Source organism: Actinomycetospora sp. CA-053990, assembly GCF_050948445.1.
Taxonomy (GTDB): Bacteria; Actinomycetota; Actinomycetes; order Mycobacteriales; family Pseudonocardiaceae; genus Actinomycetospora; species Actinomycetospora callitridis.
In genome coordinates this window covers 4,973,033-4,990,298 of sequence record NZ_CP192043.1, presented here as the reverse complement: position 1 = coordinate 4,990,298, position 17,266 = coordinate 4,973,033, and the positions used below count along the sequence as shown (strand labels likewise).

19 protein-coding genes and 2 pseudogenes are annotated in these 17,266 nt (G+C 74.5%); 14 read left to right on the top strand and 7 right to left on the bottom strand.

Annotation, left to right across the window (positions count from 1 at the left end):
* Nucleotides 1-10: 10 nt before the first annotated feature.
* The 4 genes from ACQPYN_RS25550 to ACQPYN_RS25535 form a co-directional block, all read right to left on the bottom strand.
* Nucleotides 11-751: a dienelactone hydrolase family protein gene (locus ACQPYN_RS25550; protein WP_433029128.1), complete on the bottom strand. Its 741-nt coding sequence runs from the start codon at nucleotides 749-751 to the stop codon at nucleotides 11-13.
* An 85-nt stretch (nucleotides 752-836) separates the two neighbouring features.
* The gene (locus ACQPYN_RS25545; RefSeq protein ID WP_433029126.1) at nucleotides 837-1,685 is read right to left on the bottom strand and encodes an SDR family oxidoreductase; all 849 of its coding nucleotides are present in this window, start codon (nucleotides 1,683-1,685) and stop codon (nucleotides 837-839) included.
* 80 nt (nucleotides 1,686-1,765) lie between these two features.
* A complete protein-coding gene (locus ACQPYN_RS25540; RefSeq protein ID WP_433029124.1) occupies nucleotides 1,766-2,125 on the bottom strand; it encodes an iron chaperone in 360 nt (119 codons plus the stop codon).
* Nucleotides 2,126-2,158: 33 nt separating this feature from the next.
* Complete coding sequence (locus ACQPYN_RS25535; RefSeq protein ID WP_433029122.1) at nucleotides 2,159-3,064, bottom strand: 1,4-dihydroxy-2-naphthoyl-CoA synthase; 906 nt, start codon at nucleotides 3,062-3,064, stop codon at nucleotides 2,159-2,161.
* Nucleotides 3,065-3,186: 122 nt separating this feature from the next.
* On the opposite strand from ACQPYN_RS25535, the gene ACQPYN_RS25530 reads away from it, so the two are divergent.
* Nucleotides 3,187-3,516, top strand: a complete 330-nt coding sequence (locus ACQPYN_RS25530; protein ID WP_433029120.1) for a TfoX/Sxy family protein — start codon at nucleotides 3,187-3,189, stop codon at nucleotides 3,514-3,516.
* Here ACQPYN_RS25530 and ACQPYN_RS25525 read toward each other — a convergent pair.
* The gene (locus ACQPYN_RS25525) at nucleotides 3,489-4,259 is read right to left on the bottom strand and encodes an AMP-binding enzyme (protein WP_433029118.1); all 771 of its coding nucleotides are present in this window, start codon (nucleotides 4,257-4,259) and stop codon (nucleotides 3,489-3,491) included. The two genes, ACQPYN_RS25530 and ACQPYN_RS25525, sit on opposite strands and share 28 nt — an antisense overlap.
* Nucleotides 4,259-4,627 carry an AMP-binding protein gene (locus tag ACQPYN_RS25520; protein WP_433029116.1) on the bottom strand — a complete coding sequence of 123 codons (369 nt, stop codon included), beginning with the start codon at nucleotides 4,625-4,627 and terminating at the stop codon, nucleotides 4,259-4,261. Before ACQPYN_RS25520 ends, ACQPYN_RS25525 begins: the two co-directional genes overlap by 1 nt.
* Before the next feature lie 20 nt (nucleotides 4,628-4,647).
* Here ACQPYN_RS25520 and ACQPYN_RS25515 point away from each other — a divergent pair.
* The 8 genes and pseudogenes from ACQPYN_RS25515 (at nucleotide 4,648) to ACQPYN_RS25480 (ending at nucleotide 10,861) form a co-directional block, all read left to right on the top strand.
* Nucleotides 4,648-5,648: pseudogene (locus ACQPYN_RS25515) on the top strand (o-succinylbenzoate synthase).
* On the top strand, nucleotides 5,645-6,097 hold the full coding sequence (gene cynS / locus ACQPYN_RS25510; RefSeq protein ID WP_433029114.1) for a cyanase: 453 nt from the start codon (nucleotides 5,645-5,647) through the stop codon (nucleotides 6,095-6,097). The pseudogene ACQPYN_RS25515 and the gene cynS overlap by 4 nt, the downstream one beginning before the upstream one ends.
* 261 nt (nucleotides 6,098-6,358) lie before the next feature.
* A pseudogene (locus ACQPYN_RS25505) lies at nucleotides 6,359-7,134 on the top strand (TIGR02569 family protein).
* 95 nt (nucleotides 7,135-7,229) lie between these two features.
* Entirely contained in the window at nucleotides 7,230-8,606 is a 1,377-nt protein-coding gene (locus ACQPYN_RS25500; RefSeq protein ID WP_433029112.1) for a nitrate/nitrite transporter, read from the top strand.
* 84 nt (nucleotides 8,607-8,690) lie between these two features.
* The gene (locus tag ACQPYN_RS25495) at nucleotides 8,691-9,521 is read left to right on the top strand and encodes a uroporphyrinogen-III synthase (RefSeq protein ID WP_433029110.1); all 831 of its coding nucleotides are present in this window, start codon (nucleotides 8,691-8,693) and stop codon (nucleotides 9,519-9,521) included.
* Nucleotides 9,518-10,198: a sirohydrochlorin chelatase gene (locus tag ACQPYN_RS25490; protein ID WP_433029108.1), complete on the top strand. Its 681-nt coding sequence runs from the start codon at nucleotides 9,518-9,520 to the stop codon at nucleotides 10,196-10,198. Before ACQPYN_RS25495 ends, ACQPYN_RS25490 begins: the two co-directional genes overlap by 4 nt.
* A complete protein-coding gene (locus ACQPYN_RS25485) occupies nucleotides 10,195-10,557 on the top strand; it encodes a hypothetical protein (protein WP_433029106.1) in 363 nt (120 codons plus the stop codon). Before ACQPYN_RS25490 ends, ACQPYN_RS25485 begins: the two co-directional genes overlap by 4 nt.
* 49 nt (nucleotides 10,558-10,606) lie before the next feature.
* The gene (locus ACQPYN_RS25480) at nucleotides 10,607-10,861 is read left to right on the top strand and encodes a hypothetical protein (RefSeq protein ID WP_433029104.1); all 255 of its coding nucleotides are present in this window, start codon (nucleotides 10,607-10,609) and stop codon (nucleotides 10,859-10,861) included.
* An 87-nt stretch (nucleotides 10,862-10,948) separates the two neighbouring features.
* Here ACQPYN_RS25480 and ACQPYN_RS25475 read toward each other — a convergent pair whose 3' ends face one another.
* On the bottom strand, nucleotides 10,949-11,926 hold the full coding sequence (locus ACQPYN_RS25475; protein ID WP_433029102.1) for a hypothetical protein: 978 nt from the start codon (nucleotides 11,924-11,926) through the stop codon (nucleotides 10,949-10,951).
* Nucleotides 11,927-12,293: 367 nt separating this feature from the next.
* Here ACQPYN_RS25475 and ACQPYN_RS25470 point away from each other — a divergent pair, with 367 nt between their 5' ends.
* From ACQPYN_RS25470 to ACQPYN_RS25450, 5 genes are all read left to right on the top strand, one after another.
* The gene (locus tag ACQPYN_RS25470) at nucleotides 12,294-12,812 is read left to right on the top strand and encodes an MSMEG_0572/Sll0783 family nitrogen starvation response protein (RefSeq protein ID WP_274188241.1); all 519 of its coding nucleotides are present in this window, start codon (nucleotides 12,294-12,296) and stop codon (nucleotides 12,810-12,812) included.
* Between the two features lie 85 nt (nucleotides 12,813-12,897).
* Nucleotides 12,898-14,043: an MSMEG_0568 family radical SAM protein gene (locus tag ACQPYN_RS25465; protein WP_433029100.1), complete on the top strand. Its 1,146-nt coding sequence runs from the start codon at nucleotides 12,898-12,900 to the stop codon at nucleotides 14,041-14,043.
* A 6-nt stretch (nucleotides 14,044-14,049) separates the two neighbouring features.
* Nucleotides 14,050-15,546 (top strand): MSMEG_0567/sll0787 family protein, encoded by a 1,497-nt coding sequence (locus ACQPYN_RS25460; RefSeq protein ID WP_433029098.1) that lies wholly within the window; start codon nucleotides 14,050-14,052, stop codon nucleotides 15,544-15,546.
* Nucleotides 15,543-16,421, top strand: a complete 879-nt coding sequence (locus ACQPYN_RS25455) for a carbon-nitrogen hydrolase family protein (RefSeq protein WP_433029096.1) — start codon at nucleotides 15,543-15,545, stop codon at nucleotides 16,419-16,421. The genes ACQPYN_RS25460 and ACQPYN_RS25455 overlap by 4 nt, the downstream gene beginning before the upstream one ends.
* A gap of 10 nt (nucleotides 16,422-16,431) precedes the next feature.
* Complete coding sequence (locus tag ACQPYN_RS25450; RefSeq protein ID WP_433029094.1) at nucleotides 16,432-17,265, top strand: carbon-nitrogen hydrolase family protein; 834 nt, start codon at nucleotides 16,432-16,434, stop codon at nucleotides 17,263-17,265.
* Nucleotide 17,266: the final 1 nt, after the last annotated feature.

Here is a 17,266-nt window from a genome sequence, read left to right as displayed (position 1 = left end):
GCCCCGCGGGTCAGGGCGCCAGGTGCGCCGTGAGGAAGGTCGTCATCGTCTCGAGGTGGCGCCGGTCGGCGGCGGGGTCGTGGGTGGGGTTGTCGGGCACCGCGAAACCGTGCGCGGCGGGGTAGGTCTCGATCTCGGCCCGCACCCCCGCGGCGTCGAACGCGTCGCGCAGGCGCCGGTGCTGGTCGGCGTCGAAGGCGGCGTCGTCGGTGGCGGCGGCGACGTAGACGGCGGCGCGGATGCGGTCGGCGACGAGGTGGGGACTCGTCGGGTCGTCGGCGACCGCGAGGCCCCCGCCGTGGAACGTGGCCGTGGCGGCCACCGACCCGGGATGGTGGCCTGCGGCGCGCAAGGCCATCCCGCCGCCGAAGCAGTAGCCGACGGTGCCGAGGGCCGGGCGCGCGACCTCGGGCCGCCCGGCGAGCGCCGCGAGGAACGCGCCCGCGTCGTCGTCGGACTTCTCGGGTGTCAGGGCGCGGACGAGGGCCGTCAGCCGGGCGAACTCCTCGGGGTCCCCGAAGAGGGTCGTCGTGTCGAAGGGCGCGTAGGGCGTCCGGTAGTAGATGTCGGGCAGCAGCACCGCGAAGCCGCGGCCGGCCAGCCGGTCGGCCATCGCGGCGAAGGTCTCCCGGACCCCGCCCGCGTCCGGGTAGTACAGGACGCCCGGCCACGATCCGTCGCCGTCGGGCGTGTGCAGGGTCGCGGGGCAGGTCCCGTCGTGCGTCCCGATCTCGACCGCGGTACGCGCCAAGGGGTCCTCCTCCGCCGGTGGTTCGAGGTGATCGTCCCGTGCGGCGCGCCCCGGCGCGGGCGATCTCGCTGTGGGCGTAACCCGCTCAGCGCTCGGCGAGCAGGTCGTCGAGGGAGCGCGCCCGGTGACCGGTGAGGGTCGGGATGTCGTCGGTGACGCCGTCGAGCTCCCCGCTCGCGATCGCGGTGTAGGTGCTGACCCACGCGTCGAGCTGCCAGCCGGGAGCCTGCCCGGCGCGGGAGGCGTAGGCCGCGTCCACGGTCTGGTCCTCGAACGTCACCGACCGGCCGGTGCGGCGGGAGATGACGCCCGCGGCCTCGTCGAGCGTGAGGGCCTCGGGCCCGGTGAGGCTGTAGGTCGCGCCGTCGTGGCCGCTCGGGTCGACGAGGATCGCGGCGGCCGCCTCGGCGATGTCGTCCTGGGCGACGGCCGCGACCCGACCGGTGCCGGCGGGACCGCGGATGACGCCGTCGGCCTCGACGAGCTCGGGCAGGAAGTCGAGGTAGAAGTTGTCGCGGAGCAGCACCGTGGCCAGCCCGCTCGCGCGGAGGTGCTCCTCGGTGGCCCAGTGGTCGCGCGCGAGGGTGAAGGTCGCCGTCGGGGAGGCCCCGAAGAAGGAGATGTAGACGAGCCGGCGCACGCCGGCGGACGCCGCCGCATCGATGAACGTCCGATGCTGCTCGACGCGGTCGGGGGTCTCGGAGCCGGAGACCATGAGGACCGTCTCCACGCCGTCGAGGGCGGTCCGGACCAGCTCGGGGTCGTCGTACGCACACCGGACGGCGACGGCGCCCGCCAGGTCCGGGGCACGCTCGGGGCTCCGGACGGCCAGCCGCTGGGCCACGCCGCGCGCGGCGAGCAGCCGCGCCACGCGCCCGCCGAGGCGCCCCGTCGCTCCCGTGACCGCGATCCCCGGCCGTCCGTCCTCACCCATCCGCGTCTCCCCGTGCTCGGTTCCTTCGGTGATCGCGGCAACACCGACGGCCGGCCGTGTCTTCCGGGGACGGGTCCGGCTCAGCGGACCGGATCGCGCGACGCCGCGGTCTCGGTGAGCATCGTGCGGACGAGGTCGTGGTCGATCTGGTCGACGCGGCGGAACCGGACGCAGCCCTTGCCCACGTCCAGGTGCGCGAGCTCGTCACGGTGGCGCTCGAGGACCTCGGCGCGCATCACGTACAGCGCGAGGTGCTGCTTCTGGCTCGCGAAGGCCAGCTCCGTCTCGCCGTCACGGACGTAGGCGGGCATCCCGTGCCGGATCTCCTCGGCGAAGCCGGGCAGGCACTGCCAGCAGTCCCGGCGCAGCGCCCGCAGCGCGTCCTGGCGGCCGGGCGCGGCGGCCGCGATGTAGGCGTCGACGTCCTCGTGTACGGCCACGGCGTCGGTCCTACCAGGAGCGACGTGCCACGGTCAGTAGTACCAGGGGAACGGGCTCCAGTCGGGCGTCCGCTTCTCCAGGAACGACTCCTTGCCCTCGGTGGCCTCGTCGGTCATGTAGGCGAGGCGGGTGGTCTCGCCGGCGAAGAGCTGTTGGCCGACGAGGCCGTCGTCGGGGAGGTTGAACGCGTACTTCAGCATCCGCTGCGCCTGCGGCGACTTCCCGAGGATCTCCCGCGCCCACTGGATCGCCGTGGTCTCCAGCTCCGCGTGCCGGACCGCCTCGTTCACCGCGCCCATCGCGTACATCTGCTCCGCGGTGTACGTCCGGCCGAGGAAGAAGATCTCGCGGGCGAACTTCTGGCCGACCGCCCGGGCGAGGTAGGCCGACCCGAACGCGGCGTCGAAGCTCCCGACGTCCGCGTCGGTCTGCTTGAACCGGGCGTGCTCGGCACTGGCCAGCGTGAGGTCGCAGACGGCGTGCAGCGAGTGCCCGCCGCCGGCGGCCCACCCGTTGACGACGGCGATGACGACCTTGGGCATGAACCGGATGAGGCGCTGGCACTCGAGGATGTGCAGCCGCCCGGCCCGCCCCTTCTCGTCGGCGCCGACCTCGGTCTCGGACTCCGCGTACTGGTACCCCGTGCGCCCGCGGATGCGCTGGTCGCCGCCCGAGCAGAACGCGTGCCCGCCGTCCCTGCTCGACGGGCCGTTCCCGGTGAGGAGGACGGCGCCGACGTCGGCGCTCGTGCGGGCGTGCTCGAGGGCGGTGGCGAGCTCGTCGACCGTGTGGGGACGGAACGCGTTGCGCACCTCGGGACGGTCGAACGCGATCCGCACGCAGCCCAGCTCGACGTGACGGTGGTAGGTGATGTCGGTGAAGCTCGCGACCTCGCGCCACACGGACGGATCGAACAGCGGGGCGTCGGCGTCGACCATGGGCGCGAGCCTAGGAGGGGACCCTCGGTCCCACCGGACGGGAGACGCTTCGGAAACCGAAGCATCTCCTGACACCGAGTCGCCCCCGCCGGCGTGTCGGGACAGCACGCCATACTCCCGCCATGGCGTACGACGGGGAGCTCGCCGACCGGCTGCGGGCGCTGCTGGAGGGCGAGGAGCACCTCACCGAGAAGCGGATGTTCGGCGGGCTCGCGTTCCTGCTCGACGGTCACATGGCGCTCGCCGCGAACTCCCGGGGTGAGCTGATGGTCCGCATCCACCCGAGCCGCGCGGACGACCTGCTGGCCCGGCCGGGCGTGCAGCCGATGGTGATGCGCGGGAAGCCGATGAGCGGCTGGCTGGACGTCGAGGCCACCACGATCGACGACGCGACGCTGCAGGGATGGGTCGACGAGGGCGTGTCCTACGTGCGTTCACTGCCGCCGAAGTGAGCGCGCACCGCCGACCGGTCGGGCTTCCCGATCCCGCGGAGGGGGAGCGCGTCGAGCACGGCCACTGATCGCGGTGTCGCCCGGCCGAGGCCCGGGGCGACGGCGGCGCGCAGGGCGTCGGGGTCGAGGCCCTCGCCCACGACGGCGGCGACGACCCGCGACCCCCACTCGGGATCGGGCACGCCGACGACGCACGCCTCGCGGACGCCGGCCTGCGCGAGCAGCGCGCGCTCGACCGTCGCCGGCGCGACCTTCTCCCCGCCGGTGACGATGACGTCGTCCGCGCGCCCGAGCACCTCGAGGCGGCCGTCCGCGCTCCACGCGCCGAGGTCGTGGGTGCGGAAACCGTCCTCGGCGAACGCCGCCCGGTCCGCCTCGGACACCGCGCCCCGGTACCCCGCCGCCACCGTCGCGCCCCCGAGCCGGATGCGACCGTCCTCCTCGAGCGTCACCGTGACGCCGTCGAGCGGGCGCCCGTCGTAGACGCACCCGCCGCAGGTCTCGCTCATCCCGTACGTCGTCACGAGGGGGACGTCCGCGGCCCGGGCGCGCTCGAGCACGGACGGGTCCGCGGCCGCACCCCCGAGCAGGACCGCGGTGAACGTGCGGAGCGCCTCGAGCGAGGGACCGCCGGCGTCGAGCAGGCGCAGGAGCTGGGTCGGGACGAGCGAGGTGTACGCCGCGCCGGAGCGCACGGCCGCCTCCGCGAACGCCTCGGGACGGAAGCCCTCGCGCAGGTCCATCACGGCGGCGGGGCGCCGGCGCGGCCCGAGCGCAGCAGCACCTGCAGCCCGGCGATGTGGTGGGCGGGCAGCGCGAGCAGCCACCGGCCGGGCGGCCCGAGGCGGGCGTACGTCGCGTCGGCCGAGGCCCGCAACGCGTGGGCGGGCAGCAGGACGGCCTTCGGGGCGCCGGTGGAGCCGGTGGTGGTGACCACCGCGGCGACGGCGTCGTCGACGGGCGCGAGCAGGTCGGCGGTCGGGGCCGGGTCGCCGGGGCCGGTCGGCAGCACGGCCGGCCCGTCGCCCTCGAGCGCCGCATGGGCGGCGGCACCGAGGCGCGCGGCGGCGTCCGGGCTCCCGTCGGTCGGGACGGTCTCGACGGCGCGCACCGACCTAGGGTAGGTGGGTGATGGGTCCAGCATCGGTCGTCGCCCTGCCCCTGCGGACGCGGTTCCGGGGCATCACGACGCGCGAGCTCGCGCTGGTCGAGGGCCCGGCCGGGTGGGGCGAGTTCTGCCCGTTCGTCGAGTACGACGACGCCGAGGCGCTGGCGTGGTGGCGCTGCGCGCAGGAAGCCGCGCACGAGGGGTGGCCGGCCCCGGTGCGCGAGCGGGTCGAGGTCAACACCACGGTGCCGGCGGTCGGGCCGGAGCACGCGCACCGGATCGTCGCCGCGTCGGGGGCGCGGACGGCCAAGGTCAAGGTCGCGGAGAAGGGGCAGGACGCCGCTCGGACGTTGACCGACGACCTCGCCCGCGTCGAGGCGGTGCGCGACGCGCTGGGGCCGGGCGGCAAGGTCCGCGTCGACGCCAACGGTGCGTGGGACGTCGACGGCGCTGTCGCCGCGATCCGGGCGCTCGCCCGCGCCGCCGGCGGGCTGGAGTACGTCGAGCAGCCGTGCGCGTCGGTCGACGAGCTCGCCGCGGTGCGCCGCCGCGTCGACGTCCCGGTGGCCGCCGACGAGTCGATCCGCCGGGCCGAGGACCCGCTGCTGGTCGTGCGCGCCGAGGCCGCCGACGTCGCGGTGCTCAAGGTCGCGCCGCTCGGGGCGTGCGGGCCGCGCTCCGGATGGCCGAGGAGATCGGCCTGCCGTGCGTGGTGTCGTCGGCGGTCGAGAGCTCGGTGGGGCTCGCCGCGGGCCTCGCGCTGGCCGGCGCGCTGCCCGACCTGCCCTACGCCTGCGGCCTCGGCACCGCCGACCTGCTCGCCGCCGACGTCGTCACGACCCCGCTGCACCCGGTGGCCGGCGTCCTGGACGTGCCGCGGCACCCGCCCGTTACGGACCCGGATCTGCTCGCGCGTTACGACGCGGATCCGGACGCGCGGGAGTGGTGGACCGCCCGCCTGCGGCGGGTGCAGGCTCTCGCCGGGACGCCCGCACCAGGAACCACGAGGAGCACGCCGACATGAGCGACAGGGACGACCGCCTCGAGGCCGGCCGCGAGATCGTGCGCGCCAAGGAGGCCGCCGGGGTCAGCTGGGCGAAGCTCGCCGAGGCCCTCGACCGGTCGCTGGTGTGGACGACGTCGGCGCTGCTCGGCCAGCAGCCGCTCGACGCGACGCAGGCCACCACCGTCGCGAAGCTGCTCGACCTCGACGAGGAGACCGTCGAGGCCCTCCTGCTGCCCCCGGTGCGCGGCGACGCCGCGATGGACCCGACCGAGCCGGTCACCTACCGGCTCCAGGAGGCCCTGCAGGTGTACGGCACGAGCCTCCACGAGCTCATCCGCGAGGAGTTCGGCGACGGCATCATGAGCGCCATCGACTTCACCCTCGACTTCGAGCGCGTCGAGGACCCGAAGGGCGACCGCGTGAAGCTGACGTTCAACGGCAAGTTCCTGCCCTACAAGGTGTGGTGAAGCCCCCGACACGCCGGTGACGGCTGAGGGGGTCGCTCCGCGCTCGCGAGTAGCGTGCGGAGCGTGACCGCCGCGCCCCCGCACAAGACGGCGCCCTCGCCCGACGAGGACGCCGCGACGGGTGCGGCCGGGTCCGATCCGCGCCCCGGTGCCCGCCCCGCCGGGTCCGATTCGGGCTCTGTCGCCGTCCCCGGTACCGGCTCCGGCTCCGACCCCCGCCTCGAGCACGGCCCGCCCGAGCACGTCCGGACGGCGTTCGGGGTGCGCGAGGCCGTGCCGCGGCCGCGCCCGGATCTGCCCGGTCCGGCGTGGCGCTGCGACGCGCTGGTGCTGCGCCCGGTGGCCGACACCGTGCTCGCCGCCTGGTCGGCCGGCGCGATCGAGGAGCTCGGCACCGCAGGCGTCGACGGCCTGCGCCTGGCCCGTCCGGTCCGCGCCAGCGACGGCCGACGAGTCGTGGCCGGCTGGGCCGCGAGCCACGACGTCCCCGGCCGGGTCGAGCCGCGCCACGACGACGTGATCGCCGCGTCCCTGCGCCTGCACCGCGCCACCGCACGCCTCGAGCGCCCGCGCCTGGTCGACGACCGCGACGACCTGCTCGCCCGCGCCGACCGCGCCGCGTTCGGCGAGCGCAAGCCCCGCTGGACCCCGAGACCGGCGGGACCTTGTTCGCCGAGCTCGCGCGCCGCCGCCGTCCCCTGGACCGGCCGTCGCAGCTGGTGCACGGCGACCTCTTCGGCACCGTGCTGTTCGACCCGTCCGACCCGAGCGCGCCGCCGGCCGTGCTCGACCTCGTGCCGTTCTGGCGGCCCGTCGAGTGGGCGGCCGCGGTCGTCGTCATCGACGCCCTGGCCTGGGGCGGCGCCGACCCCGGCATCCTCACGCGCTGGTCGCACCTCGCGGAGTGGCCGCAGATGCTCCTGCACGCGCTGCTCTTCCGCCTCGCCGTCCACGCGCAGCACCCGTCGTGCACCCGCGAGTCGCTCCACGGGCTCGAGCACGCCGCGCGCCTCGTCGGCAGCCTCCTGCCCTACTAGGGAGCCACCCGGGGTGACGAGCCCCGCACGCGGGTTCGTCCCGTCGCAACACGCGGTCATCGGCACGTAACACACGGTTCCTACCGTCCGCCGTCATGACCGCATCCCCGAGGCTGCTGCGTGGACGCTGGATCGACGACTGGCGTCCCGAGGACGAGTCGTTCTGGCAGAGCACGGGCAAGAAGATCGCGAACCGGAACCTGTGGTTCTCGGTGCTCTCGGAGCACATCGGGTTCTCGATCTGGTCGATGTGGTCGGTCCTCGTGCTCTTCATGCCCGAGGCGACCTACCACATCGACACCGCCGGGAAGTTCTTCCTCGTCTCCGTGCCCACCCTGGTCGGGTCGGTGCTGCGCCTGCCCTACACGATGGCGGTCGCCGTCTTCGGCGGACGGAACTGGACGATCATCAGCGCCGCGCTGCTGCTGGTCCCCACGATCCTCGCCGCGGTCGTCATGCAGCCGGGCACCTCGTACACGACGTTCATCGTCGTCGCGGTCTTCGGGGGGGTCGGCGGCGGCAACTTCGCCTCGTCGATGACGAACATCAACGCGTTCTTCCCGGAGAAGCAGAAGGGCGCCGCGCTCGGCATCAACGCCGGTGGCGGCAACCTCGGCGTCGCGGTCGTGCAGCTCATCGGCCTGTTGATCATCGCCACCGCCGGCACCGGCGCGCCGCGGATCCTGCTCGGGATCTACATCCCGCTGATCGTCGTCGCGGTCCTCTGCTCGGCGCTGTTCATGGACAACCTGACCTCGGTGCGCAACGACTCCGGCGCGCTCAAGGAGGCCACCCGCGACGCGCAGACCTGGATCCTCTCCTTCCTCTACATCGGGACGTTCGGGTCGTTCATCGGCTACAGCTTCGCGTTCGGCCTCGTGCTGCAGAACCAGTTCGACCGCACGCCGCTACAGGCGGCGGCGGTCACGTTCATCGGCCCGCTGCTCGGCTCGCTGATCCGCCCCGTCGGCGGCTGGCTCTCCGACCGCGTCGGCGGCACGAGGGTGACGTTCTGGAACTTCGTGGCGATGGCCGTGTCGTCGCTGATCTGCATCTGGGCCTCCGCGATCGAGTCCCTGGCCATCTTCACGATCGGCTTCGTGCTGCTGTTCATCACCTCGGGCATCGGCAACGGCTCGGTCTACAAGATGATCCCGGCCGTCTTCCGCACCAAGGCGCTCGCGGCGTCCGAGGAACGCGGGTGGGACACCTCGGAGGCCCTGCTGTGGGCGCGCCGCATCTCCGGGGCGGTCATCGGCATCGCCGGTGCGATCGGGGCCTTCGGCGGGCTGCTGATCAATCTCGCGTTCCGGTCGTCGTTCCAGACCGCGGGCAGTGGCACGCCGGCGTTCTGGTCGTTCGTCGCCTTCTACGCCGTCTGCTTCGTCGTGACCTCCGTGGTCTACCTGCGCTCCGGCAAGACCGCGACCGACCCGACGACCGGTCGGCGGATGTCCTACGCGGAGGTGTGAGGGCGTGACGGCCGCGGAGCCCCGCGCCGGCGTCGACGCGGCGACCTATCCTGTGCGGGTGGTGTCCTCGGAGATCGGTCGCCCGTGAGCGCGCAGACGCTCGCGGGATGGCGCGTCGGCGTCACGGCCGACCGCCGCGCCGACGACCAGCTCGACCTGCTGCGGCGCAAGGGCGCGGAGGTGCTGCACGGGCCGACGATGCGGATCGTGCCGCTGTCGGACGACGCCCGGCTGGCCTCGGTGACGCGGGAGTTGCTCGCCGACCCGCCGGCGGTCGTCGTCGCCACCACCGGGCAGGGCTTCCGCGGCTGGCTCGAGGTGGCGTCGGACTGGGGGCTGGGCGACGCCCTGCACGCGATGCTGGGCTCGGCGACGCTGCTGGCCCGCGGTCCGAAGGCGCGCGGGGCGATCCGGGGCGCGGGGCTGCGGGAGGCGTGGTCGGCCGACGAGACGGAGTCGTCGCCGGAGGTCCTGGCGCACCTGCTCGACGAGGGCGTCGACGGCCGGCGCATCGCGGTGCAGCTGCACGGCGACCCGATGACCGACTTCCTCGCCGCGCTGCGCTCGGCGGGCGCCGACGTGGTGACCGTGGCCGTGTACCGCTGGGAGCCGCCGCCGGACCTGCCCGCCGTCGACACGCTGCTGGACGCGATCGTGGCGCGCGAGGTCGACACCGTGACGTTCACCAGCGCGCCGGCGGTCGAGGGGCTCGTCCACCGTGCCGAGGGCCGGGGCATGCGCGAGGAGGTGCTCGCGGCGCTGCGCTCGGGCGAGGTCCTGGCCTGCTGCGTCGGACCGGTCACCGCCGCGCCGCTGGAGCGCCTGGGCGTCGTCGGCATCGCGCCCGAGCGCTTCCGGCTCGGAGCGATGGTGAAGCGCTTGGAGGAGCACGCCGCCGTGCTGGCCCGTCCGTGACGGCACCCGCGCTGCTGCTGCTCGCCCACGGCACCGAGGACCCCGCCGGGCAGGCCACCTGGGACCGGCTCGCGTCGGCGGTGGACCGGGCGCTGCCCGGGGTCGAGGTGCGGCTGGCGTACGCGGGGGTGGCGAGCCCGTCCCTGCCGGACGTGCTGGTCGAGCTGCCCGGCCCCGTGGTCGTCGTGCCCGCCTTCCTCGCCTCCGGGTTCCACGTGCGGGTCGACGTCCCCGAGCAGCTCGCCGCGACGGGACGCGACGACGTCGTCGTGGCCGAGCCGTTCGGGCCCGACCCGGCGCTGGTCGGCGTGCTGCTCGACCGGCTCGCCGAGGCCGGCGCGGAGCCCGGCGACACGGTGGTGCTGGCCGCGGCCGGGTCGACCGACCCCGTGGCGCAGGACGATCTGCGCACCGCCGCCGCCCTGCTCACCGCGCGGGTGGGCCACGAGGTGCCGGTGGGCTACATCGCCGGCGGCGAGCCGCGGGTCGCGTCGGTGGTCGAGTCCACGGCGGCGCGGGGTCCCCGCGCCGTGATCGCGACCTGGCTCCTCGCGCCCGGCGCCTTCCACCGGTGGCTCTCCTCGGCGGGCGCCGCGCTGGTCGCCGAGCCCCTCGGCGACCACCCGGACGTCGTCGGCGTGGCCGCCGCGCGCTACCGGGCGGCGGTCGGGACGTGAGCGTGGGCGTGGGCCTCGCGGTGCACCTCTACGACTCCGGCGGGCGCTGGATCGCGTGGTACCGCCCGGGGATGCCGTACGTGTGGAACACCCAGGACCGCTGGATCGGCTGGTTCCCGTGGTCGCACGAGTCGTCGCCCGAGCCGCGCGACGACGTCCTCGACCCTTCCGATCGCTACCTCGGCACCGTCGTCGGCGACCGTCTGCTGGCCCGCACGGCGCGCCGGCCACGATCGATCCCCGCGAGGGTCCCGGAGCCGCAGCGTCCGGTCGGGCCACCCGACATCGACCGGGCGATGGCGCTGCCGCCGCCGATCGGGTTCACCGACGTGGCCGTTCAGCGCCTTCTCGGCAACTGAGAGCCACCCCGATGTTTACGGTTTGTCACGAAAGGGTGATGCTAGGGGCATGCTCGCACGCGTCATCGGGACCATCGTGATCATCCTGGTGCTGTTCGCGATCATCTCCGACCCCCAGGAGGCTGCCTCCACGACCCGTGGCGGCGCCTCGACCCTGGCCGACGCGGGCTCCTCGATCACCGTGTTCCTGTCGAGCCTCGTCAACAACCTCGCCGTCGCCACCGGTTCGTCGACCTCGACCACGACCACCTACCCCGCCGGCGCCGTCGAGACCGGCGACGGCTCCACCCCGCTCGACGAGTAGCTCCGGCGGGACGGCGCTCGGGGAGTGTCAGCATGGGGGCCATGCTGACGTTCAGCGTCAGAAGATCCCCCAGCTCGCGAGGGCGACTCAGGCGACGCGGCGGATGTCGTCCTCGAAGGTCGCCCGCGGTGTGGGCAGCGCTGCGGCGACGGCGAGCCCGTCCAAGAGGTCCCGAAGGGTCCCTGTCGGGTCGTCGCGTCGTTGGGAGGGGCGCGTGCTGACGAGGTGCAACCCGACGGCCCGCAGAGAGCGCTGACGCCGCAAAGTGGCCTCGACCTGGTCGGGCGTCGCGAAGTGGTGTTCGGTCGAGTCGATCTCCCAGGCGAACCCGAACTCTTCGACGAGCACGTCGACGATCCCCACCTGCCGTCCTGCGGCGTCCAGGACGCGCACGTTGAAGCGCGCCGGCGGTAGCTCCGGTTGGGCGAGCCACCACGCCCGCGCGTCGAACTCCGCGACCGATCTCACGCCGTCCTCGATCGCCCGCAGCACGGCGCGGGGGGTCGAGCTGCCCCTGCGGCACCCCGCGTCGAGTTCTTCCAACAGTGGCTGCGGAGTCACCAAGCGACGCTGGACGGGCTCGGCCAGGCACGCCGCGATCTCCCGCGCGTCGTGGAGAGTCCGGACCTCGTCGAGCACAGCCCGACAGAGGGGCGCGACGGCGAGGCCCGCCCGCTCGAGCGCACGGGGCATCCGTGACGTCCGTTCGACGTGGAAGAGCCGCCAGCTGCGCACCTGCTGGGCATGCGGGATCAGGAGGTGCACGCGGTCGGGCTCGGGGCCTTGGCGGAGACCGTGCAGACGGAGCGCCGCCCGTCCCGTGATCACGGCGTGGTCCCCGGCATGGAGGAGCCCTGCGATCAGGTGCTGACGCCAGGTCGGCGTGCCGTTGTGCAGAGCGACGATGCCGGGACCGATGCGCTGCCAGGGGCCTCCGTCGCGGCACCGGCGGTAGGTGGTCCCCTCGGGGACCCCGAGCCGCTCGAGCTCGCGAGCCGTGATCACGCCCTCGTTGCTCGCCGCCCACAGCATCTCGGGGTTGACCGCCCAGTCACCTCGCCGCATGCGATGACGGTGACTGCTGGTCCGCCCGGTACGTGAGTACTCGCCCGTGGCCTGTGGACGCATTCGGCGGATGTGCGCCGTTCGCCGCGACGGCGAGCTGGGGGCGTTGCTGACGTTCAACGTCAGCATGGCCCCCAGGCTGACACCCCGTCACCACCGCGAAACACGGGACGGAGGCCGACCCGCTGTCGTAGTCACGAAGAAACACTTCGGAAATGGCCGGTTGGTGAGCTGATCCCAGCCAGGAACCGGGACCCCGGCGGGGTCGGCGAGGACCCCGCACCCCCGACCCCTCGCCCCCGACGCCGTCGGGTGCGCAGGGCGCACCACGTTCCCGCTCCACCGAACGTCTCCGAGGGAGAACCGCATGACCAGCACCGAGCTCTCCGACGTCGAGAAGAAGAGCCTCGAGGAGATCCCGCACCCGTCGCTGCCCGAGGGCTCGAGCATCTACGGCGGCACGAAGGTCTTCCCCGACCTGCAGGCCGAGAACGGCGAGAGCTACTTCACGCTCGTCCACGGCATCGCGCACGAGTCGTCGGTCAGCTTCGTCGCCGTCCTCCAGGCCACCCGGGCGCTGCGCAAGGGCTTCGAGACGGCCATCTACTTCTACGGCCCCGGTTCCCTGAACTGCCTGGCCACGCGCGGCTTCCCCACCACGGGCAGCTCGGCGTTCCCCGGGGAGCACAACATCAACGACCAGCTCAAGACCTTCATCTCCGAGGGCGGTAAGGCCTACTGCTGCCGTTTCGGGCTGTCGCTGCACGGCGCCCGCGAGGAGGACCTCATCGAGGGCGTCATCCCCACGCACCCGCTCGACGTGCAGGACGCGCTCATCCACTTCGCCCGCAAGGGCGCGATCATCAACTCGACCTACCAGCTCTGAGGCGCACGGCCCGGTGCGGGGGCGGCACGCCCGTCCCCGCATCGCGCCCGTGACATCCCGAGTCGAGCGCCCCGGAGGTCCGTTGATGTCGTCCCCGCAGTCCGATCTGGGCCTGTCCGCCCGTTCCGAAGTGGCCGTCCGCGGTGTGGCGCTCGACCTGCCCGACACGTTCTCCGACCCGACGACCACCACCGACCTCGGGTCGACGATCCCCCTGCGCCGCCCCGGTGGCGCCGGGCCGTCCGCCGACGGCCACGTGCTCGTCGACGGCCTCAAGACCACGATCCCGATCAACGAGACGAGCCCCTACCGGCTGCGCGACGGGCGCCTCGTGCGCACCGGCCCCGACGGCGGGGTCACCGACCTGGGCGTCGAGGTCGCCACCGTCGCCCGCCCCGCGTTCTACGACCTCACGACCGCCGACGGCGTGCCCTACGAGAAGATCGCCCGCCTGCACGGCGACGACGTGCTCGCGACGACGGTCGTCCAGACCTGCGTGCGCTACGGCGACCAGGACCGCTGCCGGTTCTGCGCCATCGAGCAGTCGCTGCGCACCGGCGCCACCACCGCGGTGAAGACGCCCGAGCAGCTCGCCGAGGTCGCCGAGGCCGCGGTCCGCCTCGACGGCGTGCGGCAGATGGTGTTGACCACCGGGACGAGCAACGGACGCGATCGCGGCGCCCGTCACCTCGCCCGTTGCGTCCGGGCGATCCGGGCGGCGGTGCCGGGCCTGCCGATCCAGGTCCAGTGCGAGCCGCCCGCGCCGTCGGACCTCGCGGCCCTGCAGGAGCTCCGCGACGCCGGCGCCGACGCCATCGGCATCCACGTCGAGTCGCTCGACGACGACGTGCGCGCGCGCTGGATGCCGGGCAAGGCGTCCGTCCCCCTGTCCCAGTACCGGCTGGCCTGGGACGAGAGCGTCCGCCTCTTCGGCCCGAACGCCGTCTCGACCTATCTCATCGTCGGCCTCGGCGAGGACCCCGACGAGCTCGTCGCCGGCGCCGCCGAGCTCGTCGACCGCGGCGTCTACCCGTTCCTCGTCCCCTACCGCCCGATCCCGGGCACCCTGGCGTTCGCCGACGGCGACCCCGCGCCGGATCCCGAGCTGCTCGCCGAGGTCACCGCCCGCGTCGCCAAGGTTCTCGTGGCCGCCGGCATGCGCGGCGCCGACCAGGCCGCCGGGTGCGCGGCGTGCGGCGCGTGCTCGGCGCTGTCCGCGGCGGGGGGCTGAGGTCCGGTGTCGATCCTCGACCACCACGAGTTCGGACTGGGCGCCGCCGACGAGATCCTCGGCGGGCGGGCCCGCCGCCGTCCCCACGACGTCAGGATCACCGAGGCGCCGGCGATCGACGCCCGCCACCCCGACGTCGTCGCCCACCGGGCGCTGCGGCGCGCGGTCTTCGTCGACGAGCAGGGCCTGTTCTCGGGCGGCGCGGCGGGCGACCTGGACGGGCACGACCACGACCCGCGCGCGATCGTGCTCGTCGCCCGCGACGGCGCCGGCGAGGTGCTCGGCGGGGTCCGCCTGGCCCCGGTCGACCCCGACGCGTCGCGCCCCGACCTGGGCTGGTGGACGGGCAGCCGTCTGGTCGTCGCCCCGACGGCCCGCCGACGCGCCGGCATCCGGGTGGGGGCCGCACTGATCCGTGCCGCGTGCGCCCGCGCCGAGGCCGCCGGCGTGCTGCGGTTCGAGGCCGAGGTCCAGGCCGCCAACGAGAGGCTGTTCGCGCGCCTGGGCTGGCAGCGGCTCCGGGACACGACGGTCGCCGGTCGCCCGCACGTGCGCATGCGCCGTCCGATGGGTCGCTTCGCCGACCTCGTCGCCGCCACCAAGGCCCCGCTCGGCGAGCTCGTCGCCGGGCTGGCGGGGTCCGGCCTGCACGTCGGCGACGACGGGGCCCCCGTGCCGGGCAGCGACCTCGTCGCGGCGTGCGACGCGATCCTGCCCGCGATGGTCGAGCGCGACCCCGAGTGGGCGGGCTGGTGCGGGGTGCTCGTCAACGTCAACGACCTCGCCGCGATGGGGGCCGCACCGACCGCCCTGCTCGACGCCGTCGGCGCCCGCGACGCCTCGTTCGCCCACCGCGTCCTCACCGGCCTGCGCGCCGCCGCCGACGCCTACGGGGTGCCGGTGATCGGCGGGCACACCCAGCTCGAGGTGCCCGCCTCGCTCACCGTCACCGCGCTGGGCCGCGCCGCGAGCCCCGTCCCCGCGGCCGGGGGACGGGCGGGCATGGAGGTCCGGCTGACCGCCGACCTCGCCGGCACCTGGCGCCCGGGCTACACCGGTCGCCAGTGGGACTCCACCTCGACGCGCGCGCCCGCCGACCTGCGCGCGATGGTCGCGGCGATCGGGCCGGACGCGCCCCACCGGCCCGCGGCCGCCAAGGACGTCTCGATGGCCGGGGTCGTCGGGACGCTCGGCATGCTCGCCGAGGCCTCGGGCACCGGCGCGGTGCTCGACGTCGCGGCCGTCCCGCGGCCGGTCGGCGCCACCGTCGCCGACTGGCTGACCTGCTTCCCCGGCTTCGCCCTGCTCACCGCCGACGAGTCCGGCGCCCCCGCCCCGTCGGCGGGGCCCGCCACCAGCGCGGTGTGCGGGGTACTCACGGACCCGGCGACCGGACCGGCCGGGGTCGCCCTGCGCTGGCCCGACGGCGAGGTCACCGAGGCCGTCGCCGGGGGCGTCACCGGACTGGGCCGCGCCCGGATCAGCGAAGGGAACCACCCGTGACCGTGAGGACGTTCGCCGCCGCGGCCGCCGGCTTCGGCCGCGACCTGGACGAGAGCTTCGCGACGATCTCGTCGCTGCTCGAGCGGGCGCGGGCGGCGGGGGCCGACGTGCTCGCCCTGCCCGAGGCGGCGCTGGGGGGGTACCTGTCGTCACTGCACGATGATCCTGAGGACGTGCCGCCGCAGCTCGATGTCGACGGCCCCGAGATCCGCCGGTTGATCGCGCTGGCCGGGGACATGGTGGTCACGGTCGGCTTCTGCGAGCGTGGGGACGCGGCGTCGGGCCACCGTCCCTACAACAGCTGCGTCGCGGTGAGCGGCGACGGCGTGCTCGGTCACCACCGCAAGGTCCACCAGCCGCTCAACGAGAACACCTCGTACGCCGCGGGCGACCGCTTCGCCGCGTTCGACACTCCGGTCGGCCGGATGGGCATGATGATCTGTTACGACAAGGCGTTCCCCGAGGCCGCGCGGGCCCTGGCGGTCGACGGGGCGCGCATCGTCGTGTGCATGTCGGCGTGGCCGGCGTCGCGCACCAACCAGGCGCCGGTGCTCGCCGACGACCGCTGGACCCGCCGCTTCGACCTCTTCGACCGGGCCCGGGCGCTGGAGAACCAGATCGTCTGGGTCTCGGCGAACCAGGCCGGGACCTTCGGGGACATGCAGCTCGTCGCGAGCGCGAAGATCGTCGACCCGGGCGGGGAGGTCCTCGACACCACCGGGACCGAGGCCGGACTCGCGGTGGCGTCGGTCGACGTCGACGACGCGGTGGACGCCGCGCGTCGCTTCATGGGCCACCTGCGTGACCGGCGGCCCGCGTCGTACCTCGGCACGCCGGACGACGCGCCGCCCGTCGTCCCCGCGCGCGCCAGCTAGGCGGGCGCGGGTGGTCCGTCTCGCCGCCGCCGCGGCCCACTTCACGCGGGACATCGGGTTCGACCTCGACCGCATCAAGATGATCATCTCGCACGCGCGGGACGCCGGGGTCTCTCTGCTGGCGCTGCCCGACGGCGCGCTCGGCGGGTACCTCACGGACCTGCGCGGACCCGACGAGGACGACCTGCCACCCGTGTTGGAGCCGAACGGCGACGAGGTCCGATCGGTGATCGACTTCGCGGGCGACATGGTGGTCTGCCTCGGGTACAGCGAGCGGGGTCCCGACGAGGGGAACGGGCTGGTCCGCTACGACGCGGCGGTCTGCCTCTCCGGGGACGGCATCCTCGGGCGGCACCGCAAGGTCCACCTGCCCGCCGGCGTCGCGCCGCTGTTCGCGGCGGGCGACGGGTTCCGTGCGTTCGACACCCCGGTGGGCCGGATGGGCCTGCTCATCGACCACGACAAGACCTTCCCGGAGGCGGCGCGCACCCTGGCCGTCGACGGCGCCGAGATCCTCGCCTGCCTCTCGGCCTGGCCGACCTCGTTGACCAACCGCGCGCCGCGGATGGCGCAGGACCGCCAGGCGCGGCTGTTCGACCTCTACGACCAGGCGCGCGCCGCCGAGAACCAGGTCGTCCTGCTGTCGTCGAACCAGAGCGGGCGCTACGGCGCGCTGCACTTCCTGGGCCGGGCGAAGGTCGTCGGGCCGGGTGGGGAGATCCTCGCGCGCACGTGGTCGAAGGGCGGGCTGGCGGTGGCGGAGGTCGACCTCCCGGAGCTGGTCGGCGCGGCCCGGACGGTGCTGCACCACCTCGCCGAGCGTCGTCCCGAGACCTACGGTTGAT

What these genes read in the sequence shown, in the direction of transcription:
- ACQPYN_RS25545 (WP_433029126.1), bottom strand. Translation starts at nt 1,685, where the DNA reads ATGGGTGAGGACGGACGGCCGGGGATCGCGGTCACGGGAGCGACGGGG.
- ACQPYN_RS25535 (WP_433029122.1), bottom strand. Translation starts at nt 3,064, where the DNA reads ATGGTCGACGCCGACGCCCCGCTGTTCGATCCGTCCGTGTGGCGCGAG.
- ACQPYN_RS25530 (WP_433029120.1), top strand. Translation starts at nt 3,187, where the DNA reads ATGGCGTACGACGGGGAGCTCGCCGACCGGCTGCGGGCGCTGCTGGAG.
- ACQPYN_RS25525 (WP_433029118.1), bottom strand. Translation starts at nt 4,259, where the DNA reads ATGGACCTGCGCGAGGGCTTCCGTCCCGAGGCGTTCGCGGAGGCGGCC.
- cynS (WP_433029114.1), top strand. Translation starts at nt 5,645, where the DNA reads ATGAGCGACAGGGACGACCGCCTCGAGGCCGGCCGCGAGATCGTGCGC.
- ACQPYN_RS25500 (WP_433029112.1), top strand. Translation starts at nt 7,230, where the DNA reads ATGACCGCATCCCCGAGGCTGCTGCGTGGACGCTGGATCGACGACTGG.
- ACQPYN_RS25480 (WP_433029104.1), top strand. Translation starts at nt 10,607, where the DNA reads ATGCTCGCACGCGTCATCGGGACCATCGTGATCATCCTGGTGCTGTTC.
- ACQPYN_RS25475 (WP_433029102.1), bottom strand. Translation starts at nt 11,926, where the DNA reads ATGCGGCGAGGTGACTGGGCGGTCAACCCCGAGATGCTGTGGGCGGCG.
- ACQPYN_RS25470 (WP_274188241.1), top strand. Translation starts at nt 12,294, where the DNA reads ATGACCAGCACCGAGCTCTCCGACGTCGAGAAGAAGAGCCTCGAGGAG.
- ACQPYN_RS25465 (WP_433029100.1), top strand. Translation starts at nt 12,898, where the DNA reads ATGTCGTCCCCGCAGTCCGATCTGGGCCTGTCCGCCCGTTCCGAAGTG.